Source organism: Rhodocista pekingensis (assembly GCF_042665545.1).
Classification (GTDB): Bacteria; Pseudomonadota; Alphaproteobacteria; order Azospirillales; family Azospirillaceae; genus Rhodocista; species Rhodocista pekingensis.
Map to the genome: position 1 here is coordinate 335,838 of NZ_JBHTCM010000010.1, position 15,226 is coordinate 351,063.

Annotated in this window: 18 protein-coding genes and 1 other RNA gene; 4 read left to right on the forward strand and 15 right to left on the reverse strand. The window is 68.7% G+C overall.

Features of this window, described 5'->3' with window-relative positions; genetic code table 11:
• Window positions 1-13 precede the first annotated feature (13 nt).
• From ACFQPS_RS09830 to ACFQPS_RS09880, 11 genes are all read right to left on the reverse strand, one after another.
• The gene (locus ACFQPS_RS09830; RefSeq protein ID WP_377358556.1) at window positions 14-586 is read right to left on the reverse strand and encodes a dihydrofolate reductase; all 573 of its coding nucleotides are present in this window, start codon (window positions 584-586) and stop codon (window positions 14-16) included.
• A gap of 188 nt (window positions 587-774) precedes the next feature.
• A complete protein-coding gene (locus ACFQPS_RS09835) occupies window positions 775-1,344 on the reverse strand; it encodes an EndoU domain-containing protein (RefSeq protein WP_377358558.1) in 570 nt (189 codons plus the stop codon).
• A 650-nt stretch (window positions 1,345-1,994) separates the two neighbouring features.
• The gene (locus ACFQPS_RS09840; RefSeq protein WP_012567171.1) at window positions 1,995-2,261 is read right to left on the reverse strand and encodes a transposase; all 267 of its coding nucleotides are present in this window, start codon (window positions 2,259-2,261) and stop codon (window positions 1,995-1,997) included.
• A 279-nt stretch (window positions 2,262-2,540) separates the two neighbouring features.
• The gene (locus tag ACFQPS_RS09845) at window positions 2,541-3,086 is read right to left on the reverse strand and encodes a RebB family R body protein (RefSeq protein ID WP_377358560.1); all 546 of its coding nucleotides are present in this window, start codon (window positions 3,084-3,086) and stop codon (window positions 2,541-2,543) included.
• A 25-nt stretch (window positions 3,087-3,111) separates the two neighbouring features.
• Window positions 3,112-3,438, reverse strand: coding sequence for a RebB family R body protein (locus ACFQPS_RS09850; protein WP_377358562.1), 327 nt, complete (start codon window positions 3,436-3,438; stop codon window positions 3,112-3,114).
• A gap of 40 nt (window positions 3,439-3,478) precedes the next feature.
• Window positions 3,479-3,805: a RebB family R body protein gene (locus ACFQPS_RS09855; protein ID WP_012567174.1), complete on the reverse strand. Its 327-nt coding sequence runs from the start codon at window positions 3,803-3,805 to the stop codon at window positions 3,479-3,481.
• A 152-nt stretch (window positions 3,806-3,957) separates the two neighbouring features.
• Window positions 3,958-4,281 (reverse strand): RebB family R body protein, encoded by a 324-nt coding sequence (locus ACFQPS_RS09860; RefSeq protein WP_012567175.1) that lies wholly within the window; start codon window positions 4,279-4,281, stop codon window positions 3,958-3,960.
• A 161-nt stretch (window positions 4,282-4,442) separates the two neighbouring features.
• Entirely contained in the window at window positions 4,443-4,796 is a 354-nt protein-coding gene (locus tag ACFQPS_RS09865; protein ID WP_012567176.1) for a RebB family R body protein, read from the reverse strand.
• Window positions 4,797-4,828: 32 nt separating this feature from the next.
• Window positions 4,829-5,176, reverse strand: a complete 348-nt coding sequence (locus tag ACFQPS_RS09870) for a RebB family R body protein (protein ID WP_377358563.1) — start codon at window positions 5,174-5,176, stop codon at window positions 4,829-4,831.
• A gap of 223 nt (window positions 5,177-5,399) precedes the next feature.
• Window positions 5,400-5,969, reverse strand: a complete 570-nt coding sequence (locus tag ACFQPS_RS09875; protein WP_012567178.1) for a RebB family R body protein — start codon at window positions 5,967-5,969, stop codon at window positions 5,400-5,402.
• A 21-nt stretch (window positions 5,970-5,990) separates the two neighbouring features.
• The gene (locus ACFQPS_RS09880; protein ID WP_377358565.1) at window positions 5,991-6,386 is read right to left on the reverse strand and encodes a RebB family R body protein; all 396 of its coding nucleotides are present in this window, start codon (window positions 6,384-6,386) and stop codon (window positions 5,991-5,993) included.
• A 731-nt stretch (window positions 6,387-7,117) separates the two neighbouring features.
• On the opposite strand from ACFQPS_RS09880, the gene ACFQPS_RS09885 reads away from it, so the two are divergent.
• Window positions 7,118-7,885 (forward strand): RNA polymerase sigma factor, encoded by a 768-nt coding sequence (locus tag ACFQPS_RS09885; protein ID WP_377358567.1) that lies wholly within the window; start codon window positions 7,118-7,120, stop codon window positions 7,883-7,885.
• A 27-nt stretch (window positions 7,886-7,912) separates the two neighbouring features.
• On the opposite strand, the gene ACFQPS_RS09890 is transcribed toward ACFQPS_RS09885, so the two are convergent.
• On the reverse strand, window positions 7,913-8,824 hold the full coding sequence (locus ACFQPS_RS09890) for a thymidylate synthase (protein WP_377358568.1): 912 nt from the start codon (window positions 8,822-8,824) through the stop codon (window positions 7,913-7,915).
• A 108-nt stretch (window positions 8,825-8,932) separates the two neighbouring features.
• Between ACFQPS_RS09890 and ssrA the strand changes: the two genes are divergently transcribed.
• The 3 genes from ssrA to ACFQPS_RS09905 all read left to right on the forward strand — a co-directional run bounded on the left by ssrA (window position 8,933) and on the right by ACFQPS_RS09905 (window position 10,211).
• Window positions 8,933-9,290, forward strand: a transfer-messenger RNA (tmRNA) gene (gene ssrA, locus ACFQPS_RS09895).
• A 60-nt stretch (window positions 9,291-9,350) separates the two neighbouring features.
• On the forward strand, window positions 9,351-9,827 hold the full coding sequence (locus ACFQPS_RS09900) for an SspB family protein (protein WP_377358570.1): 477 nt from the start codon (window positions 9,351-9,353) through the stop codon (window positions 9,825-9,827).
• Window positions 9,828-9,839: 12 nt separating this feature from the next.
• Window positions 9,840-10,211, forward strand: a complete 372-nt coding sequence (locus ACFQPS_RS09905; RefSeq protein WP_377358571.1) for a TfoX/Sxy family protein — start codon at window positions 9,840-9,842, stop codon at window positions 10,209-10,211.
• Between the two features lie 168 nt (window positions 10,212-10,379).
• On the opposite strand, the gene rpoD is transcribed toward ACFQPS_RS09905, so the two are convergent.
• From rpoD to ACFQPS_RS09920, 3 genes are all read right to left on the reverse strand, one after another.
• Window positions 10,380-12,326: an RNA polymerase sigma factor RpoD gene (rpoD, locus tag ACFQPS_RS09910; protein WP_377358573.1), complete on the reverse strand. Its 1,947-nt coding sequence runs from the start codon at window positions 12,324-12,326 to the stop codon at window positions 10,380-10,382.
• 192 nt (window positions 12,327-12,518) lie between these two features.
• A complete protein-coding gene (gene dnaG, locus ACFQPS_RS09915; protein WP_377358575.1) occupies window positions 12,519-14,381 on the reverse strand; it encodes a DNA primase in 1,863 nt (620 codons plus the stop codon).
• Window positions 14,382-14,567: 186 nt separating this feature from the next.
• Window positions 14,568-15,026: a GatB/YqeY domain-containing protein gene (locus ACFQPS_RS09920; protein ID WP_377358577.1), complete on the reverse strand. Its 459-nt coding sequence runs from the start codon at window positions 15,024-15,026 to the stop codon at window positions 14,568-14,570.
• Window positions 15,027-15,226 lie beyond the last annotated feature (200 nt).

The window sequence follows — 15,226 nt, forward strand, 5'->3', positions numbered from 1 at the left end:
GTCGTCGGGAGGGTCAGCGTTTCCGGTCCAGGCGCAGGATGCGGTAGGCGGGGCTCTCGGGGCCGGCGGCGTCCGCCCGCTCCAGCTCCGTCTCCGTCCAGGCGCCGCGGTCGAAGGGCGGGAACAGCACGTCCCCCGCCGGTTCGGCCAGGACCTCGGTGAGGTAGAGGCGGTCGGCCATGCGCAGCGCCTCCGCGAACAGGCTCTCGCCGCCGATGACGCAGACCTCCGGAGCAGCGGTGCGGGCGGCGACGCTGCGTGCCTCCGCGATGGCGCCCAGGAAGCCGTGGCAGACGATGGCGCCTTCCGGCGCGAAGCCGGTGTCGCGGGTCAGCACGATGTTGCAGCGCCCGGGCAGCGGCTTCGCACCGATGCTCTCCCAGGTGCGGCGGCCCATCACCACGGGCTTGCCCAGCGTCGTGCGCTTGAAGAAGCGGAGATCGCCCGGCAGCCGCCAGGGCAGCGTGTTGCCGCGGCCGATCACACCGTTGCGGGCGACGGCGGCGACCAGGACCAGCCGTGGCGTCTCCAGCGGGGCGTTCCCGTTGCGGACACCCGACGCGCACTCGACCCCGGCACCAGACATGCTTCCCGTCCACTCCACCCGGCCGGCCCCGGGCCGGCATCATCGACGGGGGAGAATGCCCCGCAGGCTGTCAGGGCTCAAGGCCTGGTTGCGGGATGCCGGACCGCGGGCAGCGCGGGGCGGCTTGCGGAAAAGAGTAAGGCGGGCCGCCGGGGCGTGGTCGGCGGCCCGCCCGCACGGGCCGGGGCTCAGGACGGCGAGGCTTCGCCGGACAGAGGCGGCACGTACACCGGGACGGGCCAGAGCGCACCGTCGTACCCGCTGCGGAACTCGACCACGGTTCCGTCGTCCAGCGTCGCCTCCCACTGGCCGTCATGGCTGCGGTGGCGGCGGCCATAGGCCGCCTGGAGCGCGCACATCAGATGCCCCTCGTCGTAGCGGTCGGGGAAGAAGACGCTCTCCCCCTGCTGGATCGTCCCCCCCTGGCGGTAGAGCACCATGCCCTTGTAGACCCCGGTATGGTCCGGAGCGCCGGTGATCTGCATCAGCCGGGCATAGGCCGGCGCCGGATCGGTTCCCTTCGGCCGCGCGACGAAGCCCTGGGTCTGGTTGCCCGTCCGCACGCCGCGGTAGAGCCAGCCCTTGCTGATCGGCGGCACCGGCTCCCCGGCGACGAGGCTCTCCTGGATGTAGTGGTGCGGCGAGTGCGGGGCGGGCGGCGTGATGAGGTCGGAGCCCGGCACCCTGCCCGGCGCCGTGATCGGCCTGCCGGCCCCCGGCATGGGCGACGGATCCACCCCCACGCCGGCAACCAGCATCGGACCGGGCGGTCCCGGCGGACCGGCAGGCCCCTGTGGCCCCGGCGGCCCGGGCAGACCCTGCGGGCCCTGGGGTCCGGGCAGGCCCTGGGGACCCTGGGGACCTTCCGGACCCTGCGGACCCTGCGGGCCTTCCGGCCCCTGGGGACCCTGCGGCCCTCCGGGTCCCTGGGGGCCCTCGCCGCCCGGCGGGCCGGAGGGACCGGGATCGCCCGGCGGCCCCGGAGGACCGGGAGGACCGGGAGGACCGGGAGGACCGGGAGGCCCCGGCGGCCCGGACGGCCCGGGCCGGGTGGCGCCCTGGGGCGTCCCGATCTGGATGACACCATGCACAGAAGCCTTGTCGCTCATCTTGCTTCTCCTTCCGAAACCAGCAGGGAGACCGGGATCACCTGGAAGGGCGCGCCGGCCTGCGGGCGGGCGGCGCACACGGAACGGTCGTCCCCGGTCTTCCCGGCCGGCAGTCCGTTGCCCAGGATCACCGGCCGCAAGTCCAGAAAAGATAACAGAAAATATCTGTCACGCAACTTTGAAGTATTTGATAGTATTGAGTGTTCTCTCAATAGGGAGAATCCAGTCGGATCAACGCGAAAATTGAAAACGATCGCAAACTCTCGAAAGCCGGCGCGGATCCGACCCCGCGGGCGCGGTCAGCGCCGGACCTCCTGCTGCTCCTCCAGCTCCTGCACGCGCAGCACCAGCTTCGCCACCAGGGCACGCAGGCGGCGGTTCTCCTCCTCCAGCCCGCGCAGACGCTGGTCGCGCTCAGGCGGCGCGTCGCCATAGCGCTCGCGCCAGCGGTAATAGGTGGCTTCAGCGATGCCGAAGCGTTTGATGACGTCGGCGACCGCCGACCCCTGCTCGACCGCCTTGACCACCTGGCGCCTCAGTTCGTCGCTGTACCGTTTGCGCACCATCAAGACTCTCCCGAGCATGACCCGGCCCGGGGTCGGGCTGGGACTCCCACCGGAAAAAACGGCCGGCCCCGCGGCGCGCTGGTCGCCCGCAGCGGAAGCCGGCACTCAAGGTTAGGGACGCTGTCGGGACACCTCTCTGCCGGCCGGCTCCCGCGGCGCTGCCGCGGACCTGTCGGCGCCGGGGTTCCGCGGTGCCGGTCGACCGCGGTCCGGCCAAGTTCCCCCCCTGCCCTGTTCTTTCTGCTGCCGTTCATGGCGGCGTTCCCTGCCGCGCCCGGATCAGCCTCCCCCCGGAGGCGGTGGGGGCGGAGGCGGAGGAGGAGGTGCCGGCGGTGGCGCCGGAGGTGGCGGCGGTGGCGGTGCGGGCGGCGGCGCCGGAGGTGGTGGCGGTGGCGGTGGCGGTGGCGGAGGCGGCGGAGTCGGCTGCGGGGTGGTGGGATTCAGGATCACGTTGTAGATCCGCTGCAACTGGTCGGCGGTCATCGCCAGGTTGCCCTGGTTCTGCTGCACCGCCTGCAACGCCTTCTCCGGATTCGTCTCGGCCAGCACGTTCATCGCCTTGGTGGCGATGGCGTTGTTGATCGTCAGCATCGTCTGCTGCTGCGCGACGATGTTCTGCATCGCCATGCCCAGGGCCTGGGCGAGGACGGTGTAGAGGGCCGAGGTCGCCTCCGCCGGCGCCGGCCCCAGCACCATGGCGTTCAGGGGGCTGAGCGGCGCGCCGTCCAGCGTGGTCTGTGTCTGGGCCTGGGCCTGGGGCTGCGGAGCCGGGGCGGCACCATAGCCGTAACCGTAGCCGGGAGGGTTCAAGGGTCCGTTTGCCATGGCGGTCAGGCTCCTTCGTCCGGGGTCACGGCTTCAGCGACCGCAGCAGCGCGCGCAGGCCGTCCGTCGCCGCCGCCGTCTGGTTGCCGGAGAAGACCTCGTTGGTGCCCCTTACGCCCGCGGCAAGATCGCTGCCGAAGATCATGCCGATGGCATCCACCGTGACGCCGAGGCCGATGGTGGAACCGTTCTTCTGGTAGGCGACCGCGTTCTGCATACCCAGCCCCAGCGACTGGGACAGGGTCAGGTAGTTGGTCGCCAGTGCGTGCGCAGGCGCTATGCCGGTATTGACGACGTTGGCCTGCGCGACCGCGTCGGTGATCTGTCCATTCAGTGCCGTGGTGTCGGCCATCGCCAGTCTCCTTCAGATGGATGGCGGAACGCGCCGCCGGTCAGCCCTTCTTCATGGCGGCGACAGCCGTCAGCGCGGCGATGAGCTCGGCCAGGCCGTTACCGCTGAAGACTTCGGTGGTGCCGCGGGCACCCGCCGCGACCGGCGTGCTGTAGAGCAGGCTGGTGCCCTGGGTGGTGACGGCGGTGTCGATCATCGCCATGGAGCGCTGGCGCGCGACGGCGTTCTGCATCGACAGTCCGATGGACTGGGCCATCACCTGATAGAGGGTCGCCATGGCCTGCGCCGGAGCGGCGGCCAGAATGGTGACGTTCGCCTGGCTTACGGCATCGGTGATCTGTCCGTTGACGAGGGTTGGGTATGCCATTATCGTTCACGCCCTGTGTGATGGTTGGCTTCAGGCCGGCCGACGGCAGTGCAAGTGCCGACGGCCGGCCTTTTCGTGTCCGGACCCGGTCAGCGGATGCCGACCCGGTCCGCGATCAGCCCAGGGACGGGCGCCCGGCGGGCGCCGACCGATCAGCCGAACGCCTGGACGGTGGACTTGAGCTGCGCGATCAGCTCGGCCAGGGAGTTGCCCGAGAAGATCTCGTTCGTGCCGCGGGCGCCGGCGGCGACCGGCAGGCTGTAGAGCAGGTTCACGCCCTGGGTCGTCACGGCCGTGTCGATCGTCGACATGTTCTGCTGATTGGCGACCGCGTTCTGCATGGACAGACCGACGGTCTGGGCCATGACCTGGTAGACGGACGCGATGGCCTGGGCCGGGGCGTCGCCGAGGACCTTCACGTTGGCCTGGGTGACGGCGTCGGTGATCTGGCCGTTGACGAGGGTGGGATCAGCCATGGTTCAGCTCCTGTGTGTGCATGGTTGGATGAAGGCTCTCTGAGAGCGGGAGAGAGAGCCCTTACGCGTGACTGCGTGGAATGACGGTTCCGTCGAGAGGGTCCTTTCGAGAGCCGTCATCCGACACTACCGGCCGACCGGAGGTCTGCCGGGTTCAGGGATCACGGACCGCGACCGGGGATCGGGGCCGGGACCTTGGTCGCCTGGAGCACGGACTTGAGCTGGGCGAGCATCTCGGCCGTCGCATTGCCCGAGAAGATCGCGTTCGTGCCGCGGGCACCGGCCGCCACCGGCATGCTGTAGAGCAGGTTCACGGCCTGGGTCGTGACCGCGGTCGTGATCGTGCTCTTGTTCTGCTGGTTGCTGGTGGCGTTCTGCATCGACAGGCCGGTGGACTGGGCGGCGGCCTGGTACACGCTGGAGAGGGCCTGGGCGGGCGCGTCGCCCAGGACCTTGACGTTGGCCTGGGTCACCGCATCGGTGATCTGGCCGTTCACGAGGGTGGTGTTTGCCATTCTCAACTCCCTGGAGGTTCAACGCGACCGACTTACCGCCCCGGAACCTGATCGGTGCGGGTGAGCGACTGGACCATCGAGCGGAGATCGCGGATCGCCGAGACGAGCTCCTGCTGCACCAGCATCGCGTTGACGGCCCGGGTGTCCGCGGCGGTCGGGATGCTGGCGATCAGGGCCACGCATTGGGAGGTGAGAGCCGTGCCGATCGCATTCATGTGCTGCTGATTGGCGACAGCATTCTGCATGGAGAGTGCGAGGGACTGCGCCATCGCCTGGTAGAGTGCCCCCGTCGCGTGCGCAGGTGCTGCCCCTAGGACCTGCACCTGTGCCTGGGTGACCGCATCCGTGACCAGACCGTTGGCGAGCGTCGTATCCGCCATGCTTCTTCCGTTCCCTTTGCGTGTCCGCGACCGATCGGGATCGGGTCGCTACGCATCCGGGAAGACGCGGGCGGAGGGGGTTTGTGAAACGCGGACGTGCGGATGCGGCGCCGGCGGACGGACCGCGGGCGTCGCAGGAGAGACCGGAAAGGATCGGACCGATGCCGGACCGCGGGATTCCGGCCGGGGTCACCCCCGGCCGGCTCCCGCTGCGGCCCCCGGGCTACTTGCCCAGGGTCGCCAGAAAGGCCTTCAGCGCGGCTGCGATGGCGATGGCGATCGTCTCGATCGACTGCCCGGCGTTGGACGCGCTGAGCGAAGCCGTCTCGACCGTTCCGACCAGGGCGCTGCCGTTGCCGAGCGCGGTCGAGACCTGGCTCGTGGCATTGCCCTGGGCGGTCGCCACCTGGCTGGCCGCCGTTCCCTGGGCCGCGGCGACCTGACTGGCGCCGTTGCCCTGGGCCGCGGTCACCTGGGAGACGCTCTCGCCGACGGCCGAGGAGACCGAGGCGAGCGCCTCGCTGTTGGCGGTGGCGACGGAGTTGATGCCGTTGCCGAGCGCCGTGGTGAGGCTGGTGACCGCGTTGGTGTTGGCCAGCATCTGGCTGTTGTAGGCCTCCGTCGTCACCAGCGCCGCCTTCTGCGCCAGATTGTTGTTGTAGGCGGCGTTGAGCATGGCGATGCCGGAGGAGGTCGCGGCGAACTGGTAGACCAGTCCGGACGCGAAGGCTGGAACGTCGGCCAGGTTCTTCAGGTTCGCCTGGGCGACTGACGTCGTGATGTCGTCAGGCATGGTCGGCCCTCCCTCGCCGCCTCAACCCTGAAGATCGAAGTCGAACTCGACCTTGCCGTTGATCGGCCTGGAGAAGCGGGCGAGGAAGGCGTTCAGCATCTCGCCGGCGGACGGGCCGGAGCCGCCGCCCCGCTGCTGTCCCGGCTTGCCATCCATGATCATGGTCACCGCCCGGTCGACCGTGGGCGAACCCATGATGTGGTCGATGGCGCGTGCCGTGACCGCGCTCTGCGCCGTCCAGCTCTGCTGCTGCTGGTTCACCGAGTTCAGCAGCGCCTGTGACAGCCCCATGCTGTTGGTCAGCATAAGCGTCCCGAGGGCATAAGCCTGGGTGTCGGCCATACCGAAGGATGCCGAAGGGAAGGTGCTGTTGCTGATGTAGATCGGGCTGGTATCGAATGGGCCGGAGTTGTCCATGGCTGTTCCCTAACCTTGAGTTATTTTGGGTATATATTGGCTAGCACGGCATTTTTGTCTTAACAACATGAAGTAATCGGTGAGTAGATTTCTCATTATTTGCGTTCACAACCTGCGTTTTGACAAACCCGCTCGCATTCTGACACTCACACTGTCGATGGCTCTCGTCTTCCCGCCACTTGGCGTTAACCCGTATGGATATTTTGTGGACTCCAGTCGCTCGCCGGCGGATACAATGTCCACAGTTTGGCGCTCTGATCCGGCGACATTCCCGGCGATAGCGACAAATCAAGGTCGCAGATTCTACCCATGCAGGTTTTTTTTCTCCTGCTGCCCCCCAGGGCAATAGTGATCCGGACGCCGCGAACCCTCATAAGCCTGCACAGATGCACTTATAGCGCACTAGATCCGTCCTTGTTCTTTGGCGGAGCGTGAAAAACCACACTCTCTTCACGCTTCACGACTCTCGTTCAAAAACGTCGTTCGGTATGGCAGGTAGCTCTCGCTGCCGTTCGCCTCAAAAGAGATTACGTATGATATTGTCTTGACGGGAGGTGCTCGTGACTCATCACGCAGCGCGCGGGGGACGACCGCCTCTGGTTTCGACCCTGGATCTGCAATACGGCCGCAACTGTTCCGTCAGAGAGGAGCCTCTCCGCCCAGGGCTTTACCGAAGCGTCACTTTTCCCCAGATCAGTCGAATCAAGCCTACGCCTTGCCAGAACCATTTTTTGAACATCTGGCAGCATAATCGCGCATATCTGCGGGCACTGGCCTATCGCTGGCTGGCCGGCAACACGGCCGACGTCGAGGACGCGCTGTCCGATGTCTTCTGCAAGGCCAGCAGGGCCTTCGATCAGGCGCAGGTCGGCATCGCCAACGAACGGGCGTGGCTGTCCCGGCTGCTGCACAACACCTGCATGGACGCACATCGGCGGCGGCGCGCCACGGAGCAGGTGATCGCCCCCGCCTTCGAGGACAGCGACGAGACGGACGCCGCGGCCGAGCTGGGCGAGACGGCGTCGCCGGAGGACGAGCTGCTGAACCTGGAGCTGCGCCGCGTGCTGCACGGGGCCCTGGCCGATCTCCCGGAATCGCTGCGCGGCCCGGCCGTGATGCGGCTGGTGGAGGACGAGCCTTATGAGAGGATTGCAGCCGCCTACAACATCAGTCTTGCGAATGCACGCAAACGCATCCAACTGGCCCGGGCCGCGCTGCGATCGCAACTGACCGGTTACCTGACCGCCGGGGAAGCCCCCCGTGCCGCAGCGGATGCCGTCGGCCCTGAGGTGCCCGGCGCCGCCGCTGCCCCCGTCGCGCCGGCCGTGGCGCCGGCCCCCTCGGCCGGTGCTGCCCTGGCGGCGGCGCGGGCCGCCATGGCCGCTGCCGCGTCGGCCCCGCCTCCCCCGCCGCCTGTCCGGCCGGCGGCGCCGGCACCGGACGGGGCCGCGGCCCCGCGGCGGCGCGGCGTGCTGACGATCCGCTTCACCATCGCCTGAACACGGCCCCCGCAGCCGGCGGCGGGGTCAGACCGCGACCTCGGCCCGGATGTGGGGGTGCGGGTCGTAACCCTCGATGGCGAAATCCTCGAAGCGGTAGTCGAACAGGCTGTCCGGCCGGCGCCGGATGACCAGCCGCGGCAGCGGCCGCGGCTCGCGGCCGAGCTGCTGGCGCGCCTGGTCGAGATGGTTCAGGTAGAGGTGGACGTCGGCCCCCGTCCAGACCAGCTCGCCCGGCCCCAGGTCGCACTGCTGCGCCAGCATGTGGATCAGCAGTGCCGCCTCACAGAGATTCCAGGGCAGGCCCAGCAGGGTGTCGGCGCTGCGCTGGTAGAGGATGCCGGACAGCCGCCCGTCGGCCACGAAGTACTGATAGGTCATGTGGCAGGGCGGCAGGGCCATGCGCTCCAGCTCGCCCACGTTCCAGCCGGTGAACAGCAGCCGGCGGCTGGTGGGATTGCCGCGGATGCCGTCCACAAGCTGGGCGATCTGGTCCACCACCCGGCCGTCCGCCGTCTCCCAGGCCCGCCACTGCTTGCCGTAGACGGGACCCAGATCGCCCCAGCGGGCGGCGAAGGCGTCGTCCTCCAGCACCCGGCGCTCGAACGTCCCCTGGTCGATCGACTCGCCCGTCTCGCGCCGGTAGCGGGCCAGCGGCCAGTCGGTCCAGATCCGCACCCCCTTCTCCAGCAGGGGCCGCAGCCGGGTATCGCCGGAAAGGAACCAGAGCAGCTCGTGGATCGCCGCCTTGTAGAAGATCCGCTTCGTCGTCAGCAGCGGAAAGCCCTGCGCCAGATCGAAACGCATCTGCCGGCCGAACAGGGCCAGCGTGCCCACGCCGGTGCGGTCCACCCGCCGGGTCCCCCGCTCCAGCAGGTCCCGCAGCAGGTCGAGATACTGGGTTTCGGGGTGCGGCGGGGCGTCGGAAGGAGCGGCCATGGGTCGGACCTCTGGGGTGAAGGCCCCCTTGATACGGTCCCGGAAACGCCAGGGCAACGCATAGCCGCAGCCCCGCTTCCGGGCCTGCGGCGCCCCTGCATGCGCAAGGCCCTTTCGTCCCCGGCGCCGAGTGCCTATATTGGGGTCGTCGGGTTCGCCCGACTATGGCGATAAACGCTATGCGGAATAAGCGTTGTGGACCCGGGGGCGGTACCCGGCGCCTCCACCAATCTCCCCGGGCGGCCTTGCGGCCGGCCGGGACGATGGGGGCGAAACAGGATCGACACGCGTGGTAAAGGCATGGTTTTCGCTCGGCATGGTTCCGCCGTTACCGGGCCATTTCATAGGTGCCAACGACAACACGGCGCCTGCCCTTCGCATGGCTGCCTGATAGCCCCCTTAAGGGCTGTTAGCAGTTAGCTGAGGACGGGGTTCGGGGGGCACCCGGCAACAGAAGCCCCCCACTGATTCCAGGTCCCGCCCGTCGGCGGGCCGACGAGCGATGGTGACGAGGTCCGCGCGCCGCATGTCCCGGGAACCCTTGCGATACGACCGGATGGTCGAGAATGCCCTGCGCGGCGTGGTGCGCGAAGCCCTGACCGAGGTCCAGGAAGACGGCCTGCCCGGGGAGCATCATTTCTACGTCACCTTCCGCACCGACGGAGCCGGCGTGAAGATCCCGGACTATCTGCGGGAGCAGTATCCGGGCGATATGACGATCGTCCTGCAATACCAGTTCTACGGGCTGGAGGTGACGGCCCAGGGCTTCTGCGTCACGCTGAGCTTCGGCGGGGTGCATGAGCGGCTGGTCATCCCCTTCGCCGCCATCACCGGCTTCGCCGACCCCTCCGTCAATTTCGGCCTGAAGTTCCAGGGCACCGAGGACGGGGCGGCCGGGGAGGACGAGACGACCGAGGAGGAGATGGCGGCGGATGACGACACGCCGGCGGAGGAATCCCGCACGGGGACCGTCGTCGCGCTGGACGCCTTCCGCAAGAAGTAGCGGCAGCCCGGCATGCCGGTGTCGCGCGACTATCTCGACCATGTGCTGGAGCTGCTGAGCCCGCTGGGACCGGTCAAGGCGCGCGCCATGTTCGGCGGCTGCTCGCTGTCCCTGGACGGTGCCAGCTTCGCGCTGATCGCCGACGACGTACTCTATCTCAAGGCCGACGCGCAGAACCGGCCCGCCTTCGAGGCGGCCGGCTGCCGGCCCTTTGCCCCGTTCGAGGACAGGCCGCAGCAGACCATGTCCTACTATCCGCCGCCGGAGACCGCCTTCGACGACGCCGACGAACTCATGGCCTGGGCCCGCCCGGCCGTATCGGCGGCGCTGCGGGCCAGGGCAGCGAAGAAGCCCGCCCGCCCGAAGAAGCGCACGCCGGCCTGACCGCCCCTGTCGCCGCCCCCGTCCCCGATACAACCAGGCCCGATACGGCAAGGCCCGATATGGGAAAGGGGCGGGCGACCCGCCGGTCCCCCGCCCCTCTTTCCGTCCCGTGCCCCCCATCCTGCCGGCGACATTGCCGTCGCCGGAGATGGGGCTTCCGGTATCAGGTCACGTATCCAGGAAGCTCCGCAGCTTGCGCGAGCGCGAGGGGTGCTTCAGCTTGCGCAGGGCCTTCGCCTCGATCTGGCGGATACGCTCGCGGGTGACGCTGAACTGCTGGCCGACCTCTTCCAGCGTGTGGTCGGTGTTCATGCCGATGCCGAAGCGCATGCGCAGCACGCGCTCCTCACGCGGGGTCAGCGTGGCGAGGATGCGGGTCGTCGTCTCGCGCAGGTTCGCCTGGATGGCGGCGTCCAGCGGCAGGACGGCATTCTTGTCCTCGATGAAGTCGCCGAGATGGCTGTCCTCCTCGTCGCCGATCGGCGTTTCGAGGGAGATCGGCTCCTTGGCGATCTTCAGGACCTTGCGCACCTTCTCCAGCGGCATCATCAGCCGCTCGGCCAGCTCCTCCGGCGTCGGCTCGCGTCCGATCTCGTGCAGCATCTGGCGCGAGGTGCGCACCAGCTTGTTGATCGTCTCGATCATGTGCACGGGGATGCGGATGGTGCGGGCCTGATCGGCGATCGAGCGGGTGATCGCCTGCCGGATCCACCAGGTCGCATAGGTGCTGAACTTGTAGCCGCGGCGGTACTCGAACTTGTCCACCGCCTTCATCAGGCCGATGTTGCCCTCCTGGATCAGATCCAGGAACTGAAGGCCGCGGTTCGTGTACTTCTTGGCGATGGAGATGACGAGGCGGAGGTTCGCCTCCACCATCTCCTTCTTGGCGCGGCTGGCCTCCTTCTCGCCCTTCTGGACGGTGGAGACGATGCGGCGGAACTCACCGATGGGCAGACGCACCTGATCGGCCACCTCGGCGATGGCCTCGCGCACGCGGCCCACCTCGACCGAGGACTTGTCGGCGAAACGACCCCAGCTCTTGCTCAGGCCACGGCAGCGCTCCAGCCAGTTCGGGTCCAGCTCGCTGCCATAGTACTGGTGCAGGAAGTCCTCGCGCTTGATCTTGCAGTCGGTCGCCAGACGCAGCAGCTTGCCCTCATAGCCCAGGAGCTTGCGGTTCAGGCCGTAGAGCTGCTCGACGAGCTGTTCGATCCGGGCATTGTTCAGGCGCACCGAGTTGACGAGTTCCGTCAGCTCCGCCTTCAGCTTGTCGTACTTCTTGTCGGAGCCCTTGGGCAGATCCTCGCCCCGTTGCAGAACGGCGAGTCGCTGCTCCTGCACCTTGTGCAGCTTCTCATAGGTCTCTTCGATCCGGGCGAAGGTCTCGATGACCTTGGGCTTCAGCTCGGCCTCCATGGCCGAGAGGGAGATGTTGCCCTCCTCGTCGCCGCCCTCGGGCTCGCCCTCGGCCCCTTCGGGGCGCTCGGACGTCTCCTCCTCCTCGGTCTCGGCCTCGACGGCCGAGAGATCCTCGCCCGTCGGTTCGCCCGACTCCGGGTCGATGCCGTAGGTGGCGTCCAGGTCGATGATGTCGCGCAGCAGCATCTTCCCTTCCATCAGGGACTGATGCCACTCGATGATCGCGCGGATGGTCAGCGGCGATTCGCAGATCGCGCCGATCATCATCTCGCGGCCGGCCTCGATGCGCTTGGCGATGGCGATCTCGCCCTCGCGGCTCAGCAGCTCGACCGACCCCATCTCGCGCAGATACATCCGCACCGGGTCATCGGTGCGGCCGATATCGTCGTCGTCCAGGTTGCCGGAGACGCGGCCTTCGCCGTCGCCCGAGGCGTCCTGTCCGTCCTCGGGCTCTTCGCCCTCGACGACATTGATGCCCATCTCGCTGAGCAGGGCCATCGTGTCCTCGATCTGTTCGGAGGACGACTGGTCCGGCGGCAGGGCAGCGTTCAGCTCGTCATAGGTGACGTATCCGCGCTCCTTGCCGCGCTGGATCATCTTCTTGACGGCGATCGCCATGTTATCCATGAGAGGACCGTTGGCTTCGTCCTCCCGGGTATCCGTCACTTCGGCGCTTTGCGTCGCTTTCGTGGCCATTATGTCGATGCCCCCGCACTCACTCCGCTTGAACCCGTAAACGCTTCGAGGCGACTCGGGCAACAGCCCGGCCGCAGAGATGACCGCACTTGCTCAAACTGCCTGCACGGCGGCGACCGACTGTGTTCCGGAGAACACACTTCGGCGAACGTGAAAGGCCGGGCCGGACGGATCCCGCCTTGCCCTCATGACCTAATCGTCCAGATCGGTGGAACCGGCCGAATGTCCACGGCGCCGCAACGCCTCCTGCCGGAGTGCCTGGACCCGCGCGAGGTTCTCCTGGCTGAACTGTTCAGCCAGCCTCCGCTCGGCATCCCGCAACTCGGCCTGGAGCGCCACTTCCTGGGAATTCAGCCAAACTCCTTGCCAGCCGGTCCTTGCGGCATCGATCGACGCTCCGGGGTGCGCGAATCGGGGCGCGTCTGCACTCAGCAGACCATCCAGCGTCTCGGACAAACCGCGGGAAGACAAGTGGCTATGTAATTCGGCGGCGTCAAGGGCGGAATTCGCCGTCATCACCTCGACCATCGCGCAACGCAGGGTCTCCAGCGCCGGCGTGGCGAAGACCGCCTCGGCCAGTTGCTCGCCGAGTTCCTCGAACAGCGCGGGGTGGTGCAGGATCGGCAGCAGCAGCAGCCGCTCCATCTGGCGCGGTTCGGTGCGGATCAGACCGCTGCGGAAACGGGCGTCGTAGAGCGGGCTGACCGGCAGCCCGTCCACCGGCGGCCGCATCCCGCGGCGCCCCGCCCCGGCCCGCCCCCCCCGTCCGCCCCGGCCCTGGCGGGCAGCGGCGAACAGGCGGTCGCGCATGTCCTGTTCATAGGCGCGGCGGACGCGCGCGTCCTGGATGGCCGCACAGCGGGCGGCCAGCGCCGCCTCCAGCCCGGCCCGCGCGTCGGGCTGGGCGAGGTCGCGGCCCTGCGCCTCCAGGTCCCAGAGCACGTCGGCGAGCGGCCGGGCGCGGTCCAGCACCGCCTGGAAGGCGGCGGCCCCGCCGGCCCGGATCAGGCTGTCGGGGTCCTCCTTCTCCGGCAGGAAGGCGACGCGGGCGGAATGGTCCGGCAGCAGCAGCGGCAGGATGCGCTCCACCGCCCGGGCCGCCGCGCGGCGGCCGGCGCTGTCGCCGTCGAAGCAGAGGACGGGCGTGCGCCGCCCCTCCGGCGCCAGCTTCCACAGTTCCAGGATCTGCGCCTCGGTCAGGGCCGTGCCCAGCGGCGCCACCGCCCCGTCGAAGCCGGCCGTGACGCAGGAGATCACGTCCATGTAGCCTTCGGTGACGATGACCGGGCGTCCTTCCACCGCGGCCTGCCGGGCGCGGGAGAGGTTGTAGAGGATGTTCCCCTTGTGGAAGAGGGGCGTGTCGCCGGAATTGATGTATTTCGGCCCGTCGCCGGACAGCAGCCGGGCGCCGAAGGCGACCACCCGGCCGCGCCGGTCGGTGACCGGGAAGATCACCCGGTTCCAGAAGAAGGCGCGGGCCCCGCGGCCGGGCTCCGGCCGCTTGAACAGCCCGGCCTCGATCATGTCGGCCTCGGCATAGCCGGCCTGCTCCAGCTCGGCCCGCAGCCCGGCCCCGTCATGCGGGGCGTAGCCCAGGCGGAAGCGGGCGATGGTGTCGTCGTCCAGGCCGCGGCCGCGCAGATACTCCAGCGCCTGCCGCCCGGCCGGCAGGCCGAGCTGCTGCTCGAAATGGCGGGTGGCGCGCTCGACCAGATCGAACAGCGACTTCTGCCGCTCGAACCGCGCCACCGCCTCGGGCGACGCCTTCGGCACGGTAAGGCCGGCCTCCCCCGCCAGCAGCTCCACCGCCTCCATGAAGGAGAGGTTGTCGTGGCGCATGACGAAGGCGATGGCGTCGCCGTGCGCGCCGCAGCCGAAGCAGTGGAAGAAGCCCTTCGCGTCGTTGACGTAGAAGCTGGGCGTCTTCTCCTTGTGGAAGGGGCACGGCGCCTTGAACTCGTGGCCCGCGCGGATCAGCCGCATCCGCTTCATCACCACGTCGGACAGCGACAGGCGCGCGCGCAGCTCTTCCAGGAAGTTGGGCGGCAGGGCCATGACGATGCCTAGGGGCAAGGGGGGCGACGGCAGGGGGCGGATGCGGCCGCGCATGCCGGGCAAGGAATGAGCATACGCCCCGGGCCGGGTGCCGCGCCATGCGGCCCGGCCCGGCAGGCGCACTTATCCCCAGGTCACACACTTATCCCCAGGTGCAGCGCGACCGGCCCGGGGTCGCGGCGGGGCTCAGCAGGCGAGCTTTTCCCGCACGATGCCGCTGGCGCGGGCGAAATCCATCTGGCCGGCATAGCGGCTGCGCAGTTCGGCCATGACCCGGCCCATGTCCTTGACCCCGGCGGCGCCGATCTCTTCCGCCAGGGTGGCGACGACGGCTCGGATCTCCTCGTCGTCGAGCTGCTTCGGCATGAAGCGCTCGATCACGGTGATCTCCTCGCGCTCCTGCTGGGCCAGCTCGATCCGGCCGCCCTGCTCGTAGAGTTCGATGGATTCGCGGCGCTGCTTCACCATCGTCTGCAACATCGAGAGGATCTCCGTCTCGTCGATGCCGTCGGGGATGCCACGGCCGCGGGCGGCGATGTCCCGGTCCTTCAGGGCCGCGAGGATCAGCCGCACCGTAGCGACAGCGCGTTGGTCCTTGGCGCGCATGGCCTCCTTCAAGGCCTCGTTGAGCCGCGTGCGCAGCATCGTTCAGTACCTCATTGCCGGAATATGCCGGACTTTACGCAAACTTGCGGTTAACCGCCAGTCCGGAACGGCGGCTCCGCCGGCACCCCGGTTGACCCGGCGGCGCCGCTTGTCTATCTCACGGAACGAGCGGGACGCCGGCCATTCCGATGGCCCGCCGGCCCGGACGGGCGGTCCCGTCAGGCCGGCGGCATGGCCGC